At 61.7% G+C, this 18,513-nt stretch carries 15 protein-coding genes; all 15 read right to left on the bottom strand.

Going from position 1 to position 18,513, the window contains the following annotated elements:
* Nucleotides 1-60: 60 nt before the first annotated feature.
* The gene (locus AC07YV_RS00680) at nt 61-945 is read right to left on the bottom strand and encodes a glycosyltransferase (protein ID WP_102698633.1); all 885 of its coding nucleotides are present in this window, start codon (nt 943-945) and stop codon (nt 61-63) included.
* Nucleotides 942-2,096, bottom strand: coding sequence for a glycosyltransferase family 4 protein (locus AC07YV_RS00675; RefSeq protein ID WP_102698632.1), 1,155 nt, complete (start codon nt 2,094-2,096; stop codon nt 942-944). The genes AC07YV_RS00680 and AC07YV_RS00675 overlap by 4 nt, the downstream gene beginning before the upstream one ends.
* Nucleotides 2,093-3,535 carry a PIG-L deacetylase family protein gene (locus AC07YV_RS00670; RefSeq protein WP_102698685.1) on the bottom strand — a complete coding sequence of 481 codons (1,443 nt, stop codon included), beginning with the start codon at nt 3,533-3,535 and terminating at the stop codon, nt 2,093-2,095. The genes AC07YV_RS00675 and AC07YV_RS00670 overlap by 4 nt, the downstream gene beginning before the upstream one ends.
* An 8-nt stretch (nt 3,536-3,543) precedes the next feature.
* Nucleotides 3,544-4,440: an antimicrobial resistance protein Mig-14 gene (locus AC07YV_RS00665; protein ID WP_102698631.1), complete on the bottom strand. Its 897-nt coding sequence runs from the start codon at nt 4,438-4,440 to the stop codon at nt 3,544-3,546.
* Nucleotides 4,440-5,570 carry a glycosyltransferase gene (locus AC07YV_RS00660; RefSeq protein ID WP_102698630.1) on the bottom strand — a complete coding sequence of 377 codons (1,131 nt, stop codon included), beginning with the start codon at nt 5,568-5,570 and terminating at the stop codon, nt 4,440-4,442. The genes AC07YV_RS00665 and AC07YV_RS00660 overlap by 1 nt, the downstream gene beginning before the upstream one ends.
* Nucleotides 5,554-7,311, bottom strand: coding sequence for a carbamoyltransferase family protein (locus tag AC07YV_RS00655; RefSeq protein WP_007977421.1), 1,758 nt, complete (start codon nt 7,309-7,311; stop codon nt 5,554-5,556). The genes AC07YV_RS00660 and AC07YV_RS00655 overlap by 17 nt, the downstream gene beginning before the upstream one ends.
* 167 nt (nt 7,312-7,478) lie before the next feature.
* Nucleotides 7,479-7,814 carry a YceK/YidQ family lipoprotein gene (locus AC07YV_RS00650; RefSeq protein WP_102698629.1) on the bottom strand — a complete coding sequence of 112 codons (336 nt, stop codon included), beginning with the start codon at nt 7,812-7,814 and terminating at the stop codon, nt 7,479-7,481.
* Nucleotides 7,815-8,033: 219 nt separating this feature from the next.
* Nucleotides 8,034-9,485 carry a lipopolysaccharide kinase InaA family protein gene (locus AC07YV_RS00645; RefSeq protein WP_102698628.1) on the bottom strand — a complete coding sequence of 484 codons (1,452 nt, stop codon included), beginning with the start codon at nt 9,483-9,485 and terminating at the stop codon, nt 8,034-8,036.
* Nucleotides 9,485-10,237 (bottom strand): lipopolysaccharide kinase InaA family protein, encoded by a 753-nt coding sequence (locus tag AC07YV_RS00640; protein WP_102698627.1) that lies wholly within the window; start codon nt 10,235-10,237, stop codon nt 9,485-9,487. The genes AC07YV_RS00645 and AC07YV_RS00640 overlap by 1 nt, the downstream gene beginning before the upstream one ends.
* Entirely contained in the window at nt 10,234-10,968 is a 735-nt protein-coding gene (locus AC07YV_RS00635) for a lipopolysaccharide kinase InaA family protein (protein WP_007971805.1), read from the bottom strand. Before AC07YV_RS00635 ends, AC07YV_RS00640 begins: the two co-directional genes overlap by 4 nt.
* Complete coding sequence (gene rfaP / locus AC07YV_RS00630) at nt 10,968-11,774, bottom strand: lipopolysaccharide core heptose(I) kinase RfaP (RefSeq protein ID WP_102698626.1); 807 nt, start codon at nt 11,772-11,774, stop codon at nt 10,968-10,970. Before rfaP ends, AC07YV_RS00635 begins: the two co-directional genes overlap by 1 nt.
* Nucleotides 11,775-12,896: a glycosyltransferase family 4 protein gene (locus tag AC07YV_RS00625; protein WP_102698625.1), complete on the bottom strand. Its 1,122-nt coding sequence runs from the start codon at nt 12,894-12,896 to the stop codon at nt 11,775-11,777.
* Complete coding sequence (gene waaC, locus AC07YV_RS00620; protein ID WP_007971808.1) at nt 12,896-13,957, bottom strand: lipopolysaccharide heptosyltransferase I; 1,062 nt, start codon at nt 13,955-13,957, stop codon at nt 12,896-12,898. Before waaC ends, AC07YV_RS00625 begins: the two co-directional genes overlap by 1 nt.
* 1 nt (nt 13,958) lies before the next feature.
* Entirely contained in the window at nt 13,959-14,993 is a 1,035-nt protein-coding gene (waaF, locus tag AC07YV_RS00615; protein WP_102698624.1) for a lipopolysaccharide heptosyltransferase II, read from the bottom strand.
* A 307-nt stretch (nt 14,994-15,300) separates the two neighbouring features.
* On the bottom strand, nt 15,301-18,240 hold the full coding sequence (glnE, locus tag AC07YV_RS00610) for a bifunctional [glutamate--ammonia ligase]-adenylyl-L-tyrosine phosphorylase/[glutamate--ammonia-ligase] adenylyltransferase (RefSeq protein WP_102698623.1): 2,940 nt from the start codon (nt 18,238-18,240) through the stop codon (nt 15,301-15,303).
* Nucleotides 18,241-18,513 lie beyond the last annotated feature (273 nt).

Raw genomic sequence — 18,513 nt, 5'->3', positions numbered from 1 at the left:
CGATAACGGCCTACCGGCCGGCTATCGCGACCGCGCCGGGCAAAGCCTCAAGCCCCTGGCTCAGTCTTTCTCCAGCCGTGAGAAATACATCCGGCCCAACCCGCGCCAGGTTTTCTTGTTCCAGGCCTTGAAGGGAATCTGCGCCAGCAACTCACGCGCCAGCTTGCGATCACGGTTGGCGGTCTTGAGGAACATGGAATTGAGAAACTTGTAGCGCACCTCGTCATACAGCGGGTGATCGCTGAAGAGCGCGTAGGTGCGCAGGATGCTGTCGATCATGAAGCGGTGGTTCTTGTAGGAGTTGGTGGCGTGCTTGCGATAGCGTGCCATCAAAACGTTCAAACCATCGATGAAGTAACCGGCATGGGTCACCTTCAACTCGATCAGCAAATCTTCCAGGCGAATGGTCGGGTCGAAACCGCCCACCTTCTCCAGCGCTTCGCGCCGGATCATCAGGGTGGGTGCCGGAGGATAGGGCTTGCGCTCCAGGAACATGTCATCGAAGTCCAGGCGACGGAACGGCACATCCCGGCGCTGGCGCTTCTCCGGGTAGAGATTGCCGTCGGCATCGATCAGCTCGATGTTGCCGGCGCAAATGCCGACCTCGGGCTTGCCGTCCATATGCGCGACCTGGATGGCGATTCGCTCCGGCAACATGATGTCATCCGAACCGAACGGCACGATCAGGCTGCCCTTTGCCCGGGCAATCGCACCATTGAGGGTGTTGGTCAGCCCCTGGTTTTCCTGGACCCGGAAGTCGAAACCATGGGTGGCCTGCAACGCCTTGATCCGCTCGACGCTGTCATCCTTCGACCCATCGTCGACTACCAGCAACTCAATGTTCCGATAGGTCTGGTTGAGGACGCTGAGAATGCTCTGCTCGATGTAGGGACCGTGGTTGTACGACGCGATAATGACCGTGACGATGGGTTGCGCGTCGTTCATGGCTGTTCCTTGCGGGCCTGTTCCAGGCCGGAGTCGATCAGATTGAGGTATTCGCGACGGAACTCCTCGATGTCATGGTGTTGTTGCAGATAACGGAAAGCCTGCTCGCCCTTGGCCTTGAGCTCGTCATCCGACAGCCCGAGGTAGGTGTCCAGCGCAGCCTGCAGCGTCGGCACATCCTTGGGCGTAATCGCCAGGCCACCGGCCCCCTCGATGAGCGGCAACATGGCCGGCACGTTCGAGGCAATCACCGGCAAATGCCCGCTCATGCCTTCAAGCAGCGCCAACCCGAGGCCCTCGGCCAGGGAAGGCATGGTCCAGATGTCGAACGCGCGAATGTACTGCAGGGCAATTTCCTTGAACCCCAGCAAATGGGCGCGACCGCCGAGGCCGAGGCGGTCGATTTCCGCGGCCAGGCGCGACTCTTCGCGACCGGCACCGATGATCGCCAGCTGGGTATTCGGGTATTTGTCCTTGAGCGCGGCAAAGGCCTGCAGCAAATAGATATGGCCCTTGACCGGCACCAGCCGCCCCAGCGCACCGATCAGCCGTACCGACGGATCGATGCCGAGCATTTCACGGGCCTTTTCACGACTGTGCTGCAGACCTTCGGCTTGCTCGATGTCGATGGCATTGGTGATGGCATAGGTATTCTGGTCGGTGAAGCCACAGTCGCAGTCCAGCAGATACTGCTTTACCGCTGGCGACACGCCGACGAAACGCCAGTGACGATCGATCAGGCGTTGGGTCTGGCGGCGCCGGTAAAAACGGTCGTACTCGCCAAAGCCGTGGGAAATGCCGATGCACAGCGGCACTTTCAACCAGCGGTTGAGCGCCAGCATCATGTTCACCGGCTTGAAGCGGTTGCAGATCACCACATCGAATTTTTCCCGGCGGCAGAACTTGTACAGCTGCCACATTGCCCGCAGGCGCATGCCCTTGAGGGACTTGTCGGAAAACTCGAAGTACACCGAACGGTCGGCCCGGCTCACCGCTTCGCCCGGCCCGGGTTTGCCCCGCAGAAACGCGGCGGTCACTTCATATCGATCGGTGGGCAGGGCCTTGACGATTTGCTCCGCGAGGTCGGCGAAATCATGGGCTTTGACGTTGTAGTCAGGCTGCAGCTGCAGGACCTTTGACCGCTGACTCATAACTCTCCCCGCTGAAAAACATTGCCTGGTGTGTGCTTGATGGACCACAAAAGCTCGTGGCGCCGGACGGCCTTGCGAAAGAACTCGTTCTCGCCATAGGTGGGCGGCACCCGGCCGGCCAACAACCGCTGGATCAAGCGACGCAGGCGGCGCTTGAACGGCATCGGCGGCTGCAGGTCGTGCATCATGCCCAACGCCATGGCCTTGTCCCGCTGTTGCTCCAGCGGCATCGGCAGGCAATAAGGCTGCATCGGCTGGACGGAATCGAAGGCCGGCGGCAAGGCGATGCCGTCACCGCTATCGCCCATCGGCCAACGGTCGTTGTCGTGCAGGTGGTTGGCGTAGCCCAACAGCGTGGTCGGTTGCCAGTCCAGGCCTTGCAAGGCCTCGAGGACTGCCGCCTGGGCGCAGATATGATCGGGGTGCGGATCCAGCGTCGGATGCGGCAGCACGATGACCTCGGGCCGGGCCCGCAGCAGCAATTCGCGCAGATCGGCCAGCAGATTGTTCCAGGTCGGCGCGCCATCGGCATCGCCTGGCAGCGTGAACGGATTCAGCTGGCGAAATAGTCGGGTGTCGCTCAGGTCCGCTTCCCGCGATCCCGCCGGCAAGCCAGGCGCGGCCTGCATGCTCGCCAGTTGCAGGCAGAAATAACCCAGCTGTACGCAGCGAGCCTCGGGCACACCGGCCCAACGCGGTACGGCAATGCTGTCCCAGGTGCGCAGGCGGCCTTTCAAGCGGGCCGCATCGACCTTGGTCAGGCCCATCTGCCGGTAGTGTTCGGCTTCGATTTCACCGGCAGTCAGCGTGACGATCCAGGTTTCGTCGGCCTGGCTGTACAAACCGTAGGCTGCCAGCTCGGCGTCATCGGCGTGGGGCGCGATGACCATCACCCGCTGACGCCGGTAATCCGGATGTTCCAGCGCCCACAGCACCGGCTCGCCGAACACCCGACAGAAACGCCCGCGCAAGCGCAGGTCACCACGGGACAGCGCCTGAGCCTGACCACTGAGATTGAGGTAACGCAGGCCGTTTACGCCCCGTTCGAAGGTTTGTCGGTCAGGGTTTTCGCCCCCCGCCAACTCGACCACCGGATCGAAAAAACGACCCAACCAGGTGCTTTTTACCCGCAGGGCCAGCACCAGCGTCGCGTCGTCGACCAGCATCACGCCCTCGTCCAGCCGCAAATGTTCACCGCTCAGGTGCACCTTGGGCTGTGGCGTGTACGGGGGAAAGCTGTACTGATAATCGTCTTTCGGCGAGTAGAACAGATGGTCGGCAAACCAGGCTTCATGGGCTATCCAGCCCAGAGCCGCCAGCACCAGCGGCAACCACCAGGCCACCAGCACACCGATGACGATCAACAGCACCAGCGCAATCAACAGGCCGATACGTTTAGTGCGCCGATGGCGCTTGAGCAGTTGCTGTTTGCGGCTCATGGCTTGGCTCATACGGTGAAGACCGGCACAGGGTTGCACCAGCGATCCTTGTATTCACGGTCGGCGCGACCGAAAGAAAAACGCAACGGCTTGTCCTGCGCCCGGGCATGCTCCCAAGCGCTTTGCGTATTGAGAAAACTCAGCACGCTGCCGGGGCTGAACTCGCGAGTCTCGGGATCGACCCCGCCGTTGATGTACTCGACGCTGATCCACTGCGGGGTTTCGACGCGGTACACCAATTGAATCGCAATCGGCGCATCGTTGAGAAAAATCACCGAACCGATCAGCAACTCACGCAGCAACTCGATGACCTCGGCCATGCGTTCGGCACCCGTCGCCGGGAAACCCCAGCGGCGCTGGAACAGGTCGCAATAAATCGCCGCCAGCTCAGTGCTGGAGAATTCGGACACCGGCCGCACCACGCCCCCGGCCTCTTCCAGCAGACGCAATTCACGGCGCTGGTTGTAGCGAAATTTCTTCGACAGCTCTTCGGGGGTACGAGCCATGGCCAGTTGCTCGGCCTGCAAGCGGATGCCGGTGAACCGCCCTTCGTTCAACGCCGACAGATAGCGCCCGCGATGGCGTAAAGGCGCCTGGGTATCGGCCGCGGCCGGCAGGATGATTTCAGCATTGCCCAGGTCGAACAGACCTTTTTTGCCGCGACGCTTGAGCACGTCCTTGGACAAGGCCAGGTCGCGACCCCAGGTCGGGATCGCCGCCTTGACCTCACCACCCTGCATCCAGGCCAGGTAGCGCACCGGGATGTCGGCCAGTTGCGCCAGGCGCTCGACCACCATGGGATGAGTCGCGACGCTGCCGCCATAACGCTGCCAGGTTTCGGCGTAAGTCGAGGCGTCGACTACCGCCCAGCCACGCTCGCGCCAGCCTTGAAATCGGTTGAGCATCAGCCCCTCTGTGCCAGTTCGGTAACGTGCGGCAAGTGCCAGAAAGCATCGCGCACTGCGCGGTCGGAAAAGCGTTCGCGCAAGCGCTCGAGCATCATCTCGGCACACTGCCGGCGTTGCTGATCATCCATGGCAGCCAGGTGTTGCAGGCCCTGGGCCAGATGTCCGGCATCGCCCAAGGGGAACAGGATGCCCACGCCTTCGACCACTTCCTTCGCGCCGCCGCACGCCGTGGCGAGCAAGGGGACGCCGGCGGCCATGGCCTCCAGCAGCACCATGCCGAACGGTTCGTGATCGGAGCTCAGGGCGAACACGTCGAAGGCGCGGAAATAGTTGCGCGCATCCGGCACCTGGCCGAGGAACAGCACCCGGTCGCCGATACCCAGCTCGCGGGCCCGAGCCTTGAGGTCTTCCTCCAGGCGCCCCTTGCCGAGAATCACCAACTGGCTGTTGGCCGGCAACTGCGGCAATGCCTCGGCGAAACCATCGAGCAGCGTGGCCTGGTCCTTGTCCGGATGCAGGCGTCCGACGTTGCCGACAATCCAGGCATCCGTCGCCAGCCCGAGGGTTTCCCGGGCCTCGCGAGCCGACACCTGCGTGGCTTGCAAGGCATCGACGTCGATGCGGTTGTACAACGTCTGAATTCGCGAAGCCGGCCACTTCGGCAGGCAACTGCGCATGTCGTCGCGCACCGCGTCGGACACACCGAGCAGGCTCAAACGCTTGCGGAATATATGGGCGAACAGTTTGCGGCTGCCGCGCTTGTAGTCTTCAAACCCGTGGTGCACGCCAATGACCGGCAACGACGTACCGAGCAGGGCGATATAAATAGGCTTGAAGCGATGAGCGATGCAGAAACTGAAGTTGCGCGACGCGGCGATCTTGCGCAGATCGCCGATGGCGCCCAGTTTCAGGCCACGTATGGCCTTGGAACTGTACTCCATGAACAGCACCTCGTCGGAGGCGCAGCCCGCGGCGACTTCGGCATCGGCAACCCCGGTGAGAAACACCGTGGTCACGCGATAGCCAGTCCCCGCGAACAGGCTGGCGTACTGCCGTGCGCAATCCAGGAACGGCCCGTCATAGCCGTGGCAGAACTGCAGCACATGACGTTCAGCCGAACGTGTCATAGGCGTTTGCGCCCTCTTTGACCACCAGGATGTCTTCCATGATCAGATACTGTAGATCCGAACCGAAGAACATGTTCAGCGCATCGGTCGGCGAGCAGATCATCGGTTCGCCGCGACGGTTGAGCGAGGTATTGAGCGACACACCGTTGCCGGTGAGCACTTCCAGCGCTTTCATCATGTCGTAGTAGCGCGGGTTGTATTCGCGCTTGAGCACCTGGGCGCGGGAGGTGCCGTCTTCGTGGACGACTTCCGGCACGCGGGTCTTCCATTCTTCCGCCACTTCGAAGGTGAAGGTCATGAACGGAGCCGGGTGATCGATCTTGATCATCTGCGGCGCCACGGTGTCGAGCATCGACGGGCAGAAAGGCCTCCAGCGCTCGCGGAACTTGATCTGGTGGTTGATGCGATCAGCCACGCCCGGCACGCTCGGGCAACCGATGATCGAACGACCGCCCAGTGCACGCGGACCGAACTCCATGCGGCCCTGGAACCAGGCCACCGGGTTGCCGTCGACCATGATCTTGGCGATCTGCTCCGGCATGTTGTCGAGCTTGCGCCAGGTCGGCTTGTTCTCGTGACGGGCGCAGGCGGCGATCACGTCTTCGTTGCTGTACGACGGGCCGAGGTAGACGTGTTCCATCTTCTCCACCGGTACGCCACGGGCGTGAGACACATAAGCCGCGGCGCCGACCGCGGTGCCGGCATCACCGGACGCCGGCTGTACGAACAGCTCCTTGACGTCGTCGCGGGCGATGATTTTCTGGTTGAGCTTGACGTTCAACGCACAGCCACCGGCATAGGCCAGCTTGCCGGTTTCCTTGAGCACGTCGCCCAGGTAGTAGTCGATCATCTGCAGCGCAATCTTTTCGAACAACGCTTGAATGCTGGCGGCGTAGTGGATGTAAGGCTCGTCGGCGATGTCGCCTTCGCGCTTGGGACCCAGCCACTCGATCAGCTTCGGCGAGAAGTAGTAACCCTTGCCCTTCTCTTTATAGCGACGCAGGCCGATGACGTTGGCGTAGTCGGTGTTGATCACCAGCTCGCCGTTTTCGAACGAAGCCAGGCGCGAGAAATCGTATTTGCTGGCGTCGCCGTACGGCGCCATGCCCATGACCTTGAACTCACCGTCGAGCATGTCGAAACCGAGGAACTCGGTGATCGCGCCGTACAGGCCGCCGAGGGAGTCCGGATCGAAGAATTCCTTGATCTTGTGGATCTTGCCGTTTACGCCATAACCGAAGAAGGTCGTGGCGTACTCGCCCTTGCCGTCGATGCCCAGGATCGCGGTTTTTTCCTTGAAGCCGGAGCAGTGGTAGGCGCTGGAAGCGTGGGCCAGGTGGTGTTCGACCGGCTCGATCTTGATCTTCTTCGGATCAAAGCCCAGTTGTTCCAGGCACCAGACGATCTTGTTGCGATAGCGCTTGTAGCGACGGTTGCCCATCAGGATCGCGTCGAGTGCACGGTCCGGGGCGTACCAGTAACGCTTGGCGTACTGCCAGCGGGCCTTGCCGAACAGGCTGATCGGGGCGAACGGGATCGCTACCACGTCGACATCGGACGGCTTAATGCCAGCCTGTTCCAGGCAGAATTTCGCCGATTCGTAGGGCATGCGGTTCTTTGCATGTTTATCGCGTACGAAGCGCTCCTCTTCAGCCGCCGCGACCAGCTTGCCGTCGATGTACAGGGCTGCGGAAGGATCATGGCTAAGGGCGCCGGACAGGCCAAGAATCGTCAATGCCACAGGGGTCTAGCCTCTTTAGTCTGCATGCAGGCGCAAGCGCCTCAAAAATTAATGTGCCCTCGCAAGGGGGCGAGAGACAGCTAAAGGGCGGGATTATAGCGTAAAAGCAGCGGCTAGCCTCTAGCTACAAGCGGCAAGCCACCACTGTGGTGACCTTGCGATTACTTTTAACCGCGCGAAGGGCGCCAGTAGACGACGATATTGCCGTCCACGCTTTGCCGGTAAATCGTGTAGGGCAAGGCGGCGGTGTCCAGTGCGCCGGACAGGGCCAGGTCGAGCAAAATGAGCGGTACGAGGACACCCGTGGGATCGGGTGGTGCGTTCAATACGCAGAAGTCATAAGCGAGGCCGCTATAGACCCGGGGAATGGACTGGCAATAGGTCTTTTGCCTGCGCAGCCCGTGCGCGGCTTCGGCTTCATCCTGGAGGACCGTAGCGGCGGTCCCGCAGCCCATTAGCGACACGGATAAAACACCCGATGAAACTGCCATTTTGATCGTCACAGCCTGACCTCCGAGAACGTCAGGCAAACTAGCATCGGGGCGATTTCGGCCACAGTTCATGGCTTCCCAAGATCGCGTAGGACGGTTCACAAGAACCTGCCTGCTTTCTCGGCTGGCTGTTCCGGCCCCTTCGCGAGCAAGCCCGCTCCCACAGGGATTTCTGAGCGACCGGAACCACTGTGGGAGCGGGCTTGCCCGCGAAAGGACCGAAGGTCCGATTCAGTCAGCGCTGGAGATATCTTTGGGAAGACGCTGATCGATGACCTGATAAAGGGCACTGCCTTCAGGCCAGTTACGCATGAACCGCGCGCGATCCCGCGCATATGCCGGTGCATAACTGGTCAGCGAGCCGTGCTGGCACATCGAGTCGAGGTCGATCAACGCCCAGCGATCCTGCTGCCAGAACAGGTTATGGCCCTTGAAGTCGCCATGACTGATTCGCAAACGAATCAGCTCGGCAAACAGATGATCCAGTGCCGCCAGTTCGGCCTGGGGTGCGTCACCGCTTTCAACATAGGGCGCAAAACGCTCGATGATGTCCGGCCCCGGCAGATACTCGGTGATCAGGTACGCCCGGCTGCGCAGCCACAGGAAACGCTTCTCCAGCAACGCCAGTGGCTTGGGCGTGGCAATCCCGAGGAACGCCAGGCGATTGCCTTCGCGCCACGAATGCCAGGCCCGGCTCGGGCGCCAGAAACGCTTGAGCCAGTGGGCAAAACCCTTGATGTTGTAACGCTTGATCACCAGCGTGCGGCCATCCACTTCGACCCTGCCAACACTCGCAGCGCCGCCGGTCTTGTACAGATGCCCCTGATCGAGCAAGGCATCGGCCTGCTCCAGCACCGGCACCATCGACGCCTCTTCCTCGCGGCGAATCGCCCGGAGTCCGAAGGCCCCGCGCCGGACGCTGAACAGCGTGCACTCGCGGCCGACCTTGATCAGGTAATCCTTGAGGCGCCAGTTGCGGACCTTGTCGATCTGCTTCTGCAGCGCCTCCATGGGCAAGGCGTGTTCGCCGTTGCTGAGCAGGTAATACACCAGCAACTCTTCAATGAAGGGCTCGATCGACTTCGGCAACTGGGCGAAGAACACCCCGAGGTTTTCCAGGACTTTCTGCCGCGACAGCGGCTGGCCAGGCGTCTCGCTGCAGATACCGGCACCATCGATCAGGTACAGGCGGCCACCCTGGCGCAGTAGATTGTCCAGGTGCAGGTCTTCCTGCCACAGGCCCTTGCGATGCATCTGACCGATCGCGCCCAACGCCTCGGCCAGCACCGCCCCTTGTCCATCGGACAGTACGGGCTGCTGCTCAACCTGCTTCCAGGTGTCGCCCAGGCTTTCGGCATGCTCAAGGAAATCAAACAGCAGCCAGCCACCCTCGCCGTCTTTCAGGCCATCGGCCAACAACTGCGGCGTGGTCAGGCCCTGGGCGGAGAGCAGGCGCACGCCGTCCAGTTCACGCTGAAAATGCCGTGCGGCCTTGCTGCCGACCAGCAACTTGGCCAACACCGGCCGGCCGCGCCAGACACCCGCACCGACATAACGCTGCCCCGGCAATACCCGCAACAGGCTCAACAGCTGCAAATCGGCGGGACCGGCGGCATCGGCCAGCGTAACGCTCAGCGGCAATGCCGGATGGCGGCCAGCGGATTTCAATTCGGACAAACGCATCAACGAGGCCCCTTTTGGCTGCGCCGTGCGGTCAAGCGCTGCAGCCAGCTGTCGATCAGGGAGCTGTCCTGCGGCTGATCCAGATAGGCCGCCAGCAATTGCCGCAGCTGCGATTCGCCCCACTCGGGCGCGCGGCGCGTCAGCGGTTCCAGGTCCTTGATTCGGTCACGCTGCCCGTACAGCAGCGGCCGGGTCTTTTCCAGGTCGATCAATTGAGCCTGGTAGCCGTGACCGGTGGCACGCATGAAAATGTGCTTGGGATAGAAACACCCGTGCACCTGGCGTGCCGCGTGCAGTTGCCGGGCCAGTTCGCCACTGGCCTTGAGGATTTCCAAGTGCTGCTCAGGGCTCAATTGAGCCCAGCGCTGCAACAGCGAGTCGAGGTCGTCCCAACCGTCCAGGGCGCGGGTCATCAGGATCGCGCGGACTTCGCCATTGACCTTGCGCTGCCCGTAGAACACCGCTTCCAGCGCCGGAATACCCATCTTCCGGTAACGGGAGATGTTGCGAAACTCGCGGGCGAAACTCGGCTCACCGAACGGCGCGCGCAAGGTGCGGGTCAGGTAGTTGCTTTGCCGCTTGAGGTAGTAGCCATGACCTTCCAGATCCAGCCGAAACACGCTGCTCCAGCCGCCGCGACCGGTGTTGGGTTCGTCCACCGCATCGAGCTGTTTGGCCCAGAGTGCCTCGAACGTGCCGAGACCATGGCGCTCAAGCAGCGCACGGTCTTCAGCGGCCAGAAAATCAGTCATTCGCGTCCCTCGAAAAATCTCACCACGTGCCGGATACGTTTCTTGTCCGCGGCGTTGAGCCGGGTCCGGTTGCGGTATTGCAGGTAAAAGCGCAGGCGCTGGGTAGCCGACAGTTGATACTTGGCAACCTTGTCCAGGCACGCCAGATCCTTGGTGATTCGGTACTTGAGCCAGAAACCGCGCCAGAAATCGCCGTTGGGGCAATCGATCAGAAACAGTCGAGCCTCATCGTCGATCAGCAGGTTGCGCCACTTCAGATCATTATGGGTGAAACGGTGGTCGTGCATGGTCCGGGTGTACTGGGCCAACTGACGACTCACGGCATCGACCCAGGCGCGGTCCGACAATTTCGGATCGCGTCGCTCGGCCAGTGCCGACAAGTCTTCGGTACGCGGCAGTTCCCGGGTAATCATCGCGCCGCGAGCGTAGGCCGCACCGCGCCGCTCCAGCCCCCAGGCCACCACTTCGGCCGTGGGAATGCCCCACTTGGCGAAGCGCTTGAGGTTCTGCCACTCCATCTTCACCCGAGGCTTGCCGAGGTAACGCCGCAAGCCTTTGCCGGCACCCACGTAGCGCTTGACGTAATAGTTGACGCCATTGCGCTGAACACGAATGACCTCGGAGAGCAGGTCCTTGGTCAACTGCTCGCCCTGAAGCGCAAACACCGCCTCAAGGCTGCCAAAGTCATCGGCCAGATCGCTGTAGGCCGGCTCCAGTTTCCAACCCGACATCAGAGCGCATCCCCGTATCGCTGTTTACGCTCGTAGAGCTTGTTGGCCTTGCCATCGAGCCATGCCAGCAAACCGGCCTCTTCACTGAGGATCTGCCGCAGCGGACGCTGGAAATAGCCTTTGAGAAAACGCAATTTGTCGCGGCGGGTCAGGCCGATGTCCAGGGCGGAAAAGTACAGGGCCGCCAGATCCTTGTTGCGCCAGCGCGAGGTGATTGTCGGGCGGGTCTGGGCGCGGTGCAGGTCAATCACCGAAAGCTTGAAGTCGTCAGCTGTCACCGGTTTGTCGGTGTGCAGCAGGAAATGGCAGATGTAGCAGTCGCGGTGATTGACCCCGGCGCGGTGCATCATGCCGGTCATGCGTGCGACTTCGGCGATCAGCGCGCGCTTGAGCTTTGGCTCGGGCGGCTGCTTGACCCAGTTGATGCTGAAGTCTTCGAGGCTGACGGTGGGCGCCAACTCTTCGGTAACGATGAACGAGTGCTGGTCGGCCGGGTTACTGCCCTTCTCGCCATACGCGACGGCGGTCATGGTCGGCACGCCGACTTCCTGCAGGCGCTGAATGGCCTTCCACTCCTGGCCGGCACCCAGTACCGGGAGCTTGGCCGTGAGCAGGTTCTTGAAGATTTCGCCCCAGCCGATGCCACGGTGGATTTTCACGAAAAACCCGTTGCCGTCGACTTCCGTGCGCAATGTCCGGCGTGCTTCCAGCTCGCGGTACACCTCGCCCTTGAGCCCCTCGACTTCGGCGAACGGGTCGCGTCCGGCCCAGAGGCTCTTGAACGGTTCAGCCAGCATCAACTTCATTTAAGCGTGCTCCGCCAGAATCACATCGGCCGCGTGTTGCGGCATGCTGTAGAGGTCGGCCGTTTCGGCGAAGGCCAGACCATTGCGGCTCCAGGCCGCCCTTGCTTGAGCGTCGTTCAACATGCCGGTCAGGTATTGCGTCAGCTGTGCCTGATCGAAGGGTTCGTCCAACACCAGGCCAGCATCGGCCTCGGCGATGTAATGGGCGTAACCGCACACCGCGCTCACCAACACCGGCAAGCCGGCCACCAGTGCTTCGAGCAGCACGGTACCGGTATTTTCGTTGTACGCCGGGTGGATCAACAGATCGGCACCCAACAGGAAACGCGGGATATCGCTGCGGCCCTTGAGGAACGTGACGTTGTCGCCCAACCCCAATGTCGCACTCTGCATCTGGAATAACTTGGGGTCATCCTGGCCAATTACAAACAGCCGGGTGCGCTTCCTCAACTCGGCAGGCAATGCCGCCAGTGCCTTGAGGCTGCGATCGACACCTTTGGTCTTGAACCCGGAGCCGATCTGCACCAGCAGCAGTTCGTCGTCCTTGAGATTGAACTCAGCGCGAAACCCGGCGCGAATGTCATCGGCATCGGCCGGTCGGCGACGATCCTGGGCGATACCCGGTGGCAGCAGGTGGAAACGCTCCAGCGGTGTGTCGTAATGCTTGATGAACAGCGGCTGCTGGACCTCGGAAATCATCAACACTTCGGTCTTCGCATCCTTGGCGAACACCGCGCGCTCGTATTCGGCGAAGTGGCGATAGCGGCCCCAACGGCGATACAGCGAGTTGCGCAGGTTCTGCGCCTTGTCTTCGAAGCAGCCGTCGGCGGCGTAGTAGACGTCCAGGCCCGGCATCTTGTTGAAGCCGATCAGGCGGTCGACCGGGCGCTTGGCCAGGTCGGCTTCCATCCATTCGCTGAGTTTTTCGTTGCGTCGATGGTTGAAGAACGCCTTGACCGGTGCCACCAGCACTTCGAAACCCGGCGGTACATCGCCCTCCCAGATCAGCGTGTAGACGCGAATCTGATGGCCGCGCTTCTGGCACTCCAGGGCAATGCGCATGAAATCGCGCTGCAAGCCGCCGAACGGAAAATATTTGTACAAGACAAATGCCAATTGCATCAGCGCAGCTCCTCAGCCATTAACAACGTGCTCAGTCGGCTGGCGACACGCTCGGGGTTCAGACGCGTGAAGCACAGGGGCCACTCGCGTTTCAGGTCAAATTGACGGGCATCTTCGGCCGTCGGTTGATAGGTACATTTCTTTTGCAGGCACGGCGCACACGGGAAGTCGCTGGCCAGGTGAATCTGCACTTTGCCGTAGGCGCCGGTCAGGCCCGGATTGGTCGGACCGAACAGCGACAGCGTCGGCACATCCAGCGCGGCAGCCAGATGGCCCAGGCCGGTATCCACCGCCACGCAGGCTTGCGCGCCGGCCAGCACCTTGCCGACACCGGCCAGGTTCAATTTGGGCAACACTTCGGCGTGCTTGAAACCGGCAGCGATGCGCTCGGCCCGGGCTTTCTCCTGCGCATTGCCCCAAGGCAACTTGACCCCGACGCCCAGGTAGCCGACCCGTTCGGTCAGCTCGCGCCAGTAAGCTTCAGGCCAGTGCTTGGTGTCCCAGGTCGTGCCATGCAGAAACACCACGTACGGGTTCTTGCGCGGCAACTCCACCAGGCGTTCGACATTCAGACCGTAGTCACCCATGCCTTTGGGCAAGTCATAGCCCAACGCGATGGCGAACAACTGACGCACTCGCTCCACCGCGTGCTGCCCGCGGGCAACGGCCAGACGCCGATTGTAAAAGCGCGCAGCGATGGGTTCGCGCGCCGAGCTTTTATCGAGGCCGGCCACCGGTGCCTTGACGTAACGGGTCAGCCAGGCGCTTTTCAGCAAGCCCTGGGCGTCGATCACCAAATCGTATTTCGTGGCGCGAACGCTTTGCTTGAAGCGCTTCCACTCACCGCTCTTGATGGTCTGCCAGATATTTTTGCGCCAGCGACGGATCGCCACCGGAATCACCTTGCCCACCGCCGGATGCCAGGTCGGGATTTCGGCAAAGCCTTCTTCCACCACCCAGTCGAATTTGATGCCGGGAATCGCCCGCGCCGCGTCGGTCAACGCCGGCAACGCATGAATGACGTCGCCCAGCGAAGACGTCTTGATCAACAGAACCCGCAAGCTATTTGACCTCGACCACAGTGCCTTGCAACCGCTGCAAGGCGTCGTTCACCGCTTGCGGCATGAGTTGGCGCAGGCAGTTGTAATGACCGAAACGGCAGGTGCGATCGAAGCACGGGCTGCACTCGATGCCCAGGCGTACGATTTCCACGTGCTCGGCCAACGGTGGCGTGAAACCCGGCGACGTCGAGCCGTAGACCGCAACCAGCGGGCGGTTCAGCGCGGCGGCGACGTGCATCAGGCCGGAGTCGTTGGACACCACCGAATCGGCACAGGACATCAAGTCGATGGCTTCGGCCAGCGAGGTGCCGCCACTGAGGTTCACTGACTCTTCACGCAGGCCGGGAATCAGCCGCGCGCGAATGTCTTCGCCCACCGCGTGGTCGTTTTTCGAACCGAACAGCCAGACTTGCCAGCCTTCACGAATCTTCGTTTCGGCGACCTTGGCGTAATGCTCGGACGGCCAGCGCTTGGACTCGCCGAACTCGGCGCCGGGGCACAGGGCCAACACCGGGCGGTCGAGGGTCAGGCCGAACCTGGCCAGTGCCGCCTCGCGGGTGACCGGGTCGATCTGCAGCATCGGACGCGGATAGGGTTTCGGCAACTCGACGCCCGGCTCGAAGGCCAGGGCCATGAAGCGCTCGATCATCAGCGGATAACGATCCTTATCCAGCGTGCGCACGTCATTGAGCAGGCCATAGCGGAATTCGCCACGCCAGCCGGTGCGCTTCGGGATGCCGGCAAAGAACGGCACCAGCGCCGACTTCAGGGAATTGGGCAACAGGATCGCCTGGTCGTACTGGCCGGCCAGGGATTTGCCGATGCGCCGGCGCGTCGCCAACTCCAGCACGCCATGACCGAGCGGAAAGCTCAAGGCCTGGCGAACTTCGGGCATGCGCTCAAGAATCGGCCGGCTCCACTCGGGGGCCAGCACGTCGATTTCGCACTGCGGGTGGCGTTGCTTGAGACACTGGAAAAGTGTCTGCGCCATCACCATGTCACCGACCCAACTGGGCCCAACGATCAGAATTTTCATGTGGTTTCCATAAACGAACCGGGGAGGCCTACGCCTCCCCGCCTCGAGAATCTCTGCGGGAGCATGCTGGCTTGCGATGGGTCATCACCTTCAACATTGCTGTCGACTGTCACTCCGCTATCGCGAGCAGACTCGCTCCCACATTGGGTATTGGTGTACTTCGATCGGCATGACACTGCAGATCTACTGTGGGAGCGGGCTTGCCCGCGATGAGGGCGTCACATCCGAACATCAATGGTGACTGTGCCTCCGCTATCGCGAGCAAGCTCGCTCCCACAGGGGTATCGGGCGTATCAAAAATCCCGTGTCAGTTTAGCCCCAGCTCACGCCAGATCCGCATGACCTGCTGCCGTTCGTCCGTGAACTGGTCGGCCGGTATCACCCCCGGGTTCTTCTGCAGAGCCTGTCGGTGGGCGGCGGAACGGTACGCTTTATACGCTTCACGCAACAGACTGGCATCTTCGACAGGCATCAGCCCTTCGTGCTCCAGCTCTTCCAGAATGCGGATGTTATCGGTCCAGCGCAGCAATGGCGGGTGTGTTTCGGACCACGCCAGGGCCGCGTATTGCACCATAAATTCAATATCGACGATACCTCCGGCGTCCTGCTTGATATCGAACGGCGCCGTGGCTTCGAAGGCATTTGCCCCGGTGCCGGCCGCCGTGCTCTTGCTGCCGAGGTTATCGCGCATCTTGGCGCGCATCTCGCTGACCTCCTGGCGCAGGGTCGGCAAATCACGCGTCTTGCCCAATATCGCGGCACGGACTTTCTCGAAGGCCTGGCCGACATCCTGACTGCCCACCAACACCCGCGCCCGCACCAGCGCCTGATGCTCCCAGGTCCACGCTTCGTTCTCCTGATAACGGGCAAACGCCCCCAAAGAACTCACCAGCAATCCCGACGCACCGGACGGCCGCAGGCGCATGTCCACTTCATACAACTGCCCGGAGTTGGTCTGCGCCGTCAGCAGGTGAATGATCCGCTGCCCCAGACGGGTGAAAAATTGCGCGCCGTCGATGGGTTTGGGCCCATCGGTTTCAGCTTGCGGATCACCGTCGTGGATGAACACCAGGTCCAGGTCCGAACCATGCCCGAGTTCCAGGCCGCCGACTTTCCCATAACCGACAATGATGAAGCCGGGATCGCACAAGGTGCCATCGCTGCGCAGGGGCGTGCCGTACTTGGCCACGGTCTGGCGCCAGGCCAGTGCGAGCACCTGTTCCAGAATCGCTTCGGCGAGCCAGGTCAGGTAGTCGCTGACTTTCATCAGCGGCAGGCTGCCGGCGATTTCCGAGGCGGCCACCCGCAAGCGGTGCGCCAGCTTGAAGTGACGCAGCGCTTCCATTTGCTGTTCGAGGTCGTCCTCGGGAATCCGCGTCAGGCGCTCGCGCAACTCGGCTGCCAGTTCTGGTGCCAGTGGCGGCTTGAACAGTCGGCCTTCGTTGAGCAATTCGTCGAGCAGCAGCGGGAAACGGGTGATTTGCTCGGCGATCCACGGGCTCGCGGCGCACAGCGTCAGCAAACGCCGCAAGGCGCCAGGGTTCTCGGTCAGCAGCACCAGGTATGCGGAACGACGGGCCACGGCCTCAACCAGCGGCAACACGCGTTCCAGCACCAGATCCGGATTGGCATGCTCCACGGCCTGCGCCAGCAAGCGCGGAATAAACGCATCGAGACGTTCGCGTCCCAGACGCTGCATCGCCCGCAATTGCGGACTGCTGCGCAAGCCGGCCAAGGCGTTCAAGGCCTTGGGCGCATCCTTGAAACCACCCTCCTCCAGTTGGCGGCATGCGGCCTCATCGTCCTGAGCTTCTTCCCACAGCGGCAACCATTCACCGCCGACCACCACTTCGCTTTCGGCACCCTGCTCTTCGTCGGGATCGGCGATCACCTGCCCGAAGTGCCAGGCTACGCGGCCACGCCAGTACATCAGTTGTTCGTGGAACGCCGTCCAGTTGGCGAAACCCAGCATAAAGGCAATGCGCGCCTGATCCTGCTCGCCACTGGGCAACATTTGCGTCTGGCGGTCAGCGATCGCCTGAATCGCGTGTTCGGTGTAACGCAGGAATTCGTAGCCTTCGCGCAGCTCGCTGATCACAGCCGGCGGTAGATAACCCTGACCTTCCAACGTACTCAGCACCTTTAATAGCGGGCGCTGCTGCAAGCTCAGATCGCGGCCGCCGTGGATCAGCTGGAACGCCTGGGCAATGAACTCGACTTCACGAATACCGCCAGAACCGAGCTTGATGTTGTCGGCCATGCCCTTGCGCCGCACTTCCTGCTGGATCAATTGCTTCATGGTGCGCAGCGCTTCGATGGCCGAGAAGTCCAGGTAACGCCGGTAAACGAACGGCCGCAGCATGTCCTGCAGTTGCGCGCCAGCCACCTGGTCGCCGGCCACCACCCGCGACTTGATCATCGCGTAGCGTTCCCAGTCGCGACCCTGGTCCTGGTAATACTGCTCCAGCGCATTGAAGCTCAGCACCAGCGCGCCCGCCGAACCGTAGGGGCGCAAGCGCATGTCGACGCGGAATACAAAGCCGTCGACGGTCATCGGGTCCAGGGCCTTGATCAGCCGCTGGCCCAGACGAATGAAGAATTCCTGGTTATCCAGCGCGCGCTTCACACCGACGGTTTCGCCGCCCTCGGGATAGGCGAAAATCAGGTCGATGTCCGAAGACAGGTTCAACTCCACGGCACCGAGCTTGCCCATGCCGAGGATGACCATCTGCTGCGGCTCGCCGCTGCGCCGCCCGGTCGGCACGCCGAACTGCTGGCAATGCCGCACGTACAACCACTGATAGGCCTGATCGATGCTGGCATCGGCCATGTCCGAGAGGTCGCGGCAGGTCTGGATCAAATCGGCCTGGCGGGTCAGGTCGCGCCAGATGATCCGCACCTGATGGCGCGCGCGCTGGCGGCGCAGGGCACGGCCCAGCAGATCTTCGGTCTCGGCCGTGCTCACGGCGGCCGCGATCTGCGCGCACAATTCACCGGGCGCGTAGCTGCGGTCCAGTTCACCGGACTGCACCAGTTGCAGCAACATCAAAGGGTCACGAACAGACTGTTCAATCACGAAATCGCTGGCGGCGGTGACGCGGGCAAATTGCGCCCAGCGCTCTGGCGACCAGGCAGACAGCCCGTGATCATCGTCCAGAGTGGCGACGGCAGCCCGGAACGACTGCTCGGCGCGGGTGACAAACGGCTGGAGAATGGCGGGCAGTTCGGCAAGCGAAGGGAGGCTCATGGTCTATCCTTGATCGGCGTACAACGGACTGCATGTAGTGGTTTTCGAAAACCCACTACCTGAGGGAGTGTCGAACAAAAGTTAGAAATAGCTGAAATTTCTTTTATTTTGGCAGCCAGCATCAAGCTTTTACCTTTTGTAGTTGGAAAAAGACCAACCTTAACGATTATTCTCACAACGCAGCCGGGGGCCACAAGCCGCTCATCTGTAGTTTTACTACTCGTATATACATTAGACGGGCTGAAATGCCGGAAGATTTGTAGTAAAACTACA

Source organism: Pseudomonas sp. GW456-E7 (assembly GCF_059424105.1).
This window is presented reverse-complemented; position numbering and strand designations above follow the sequence as displayed.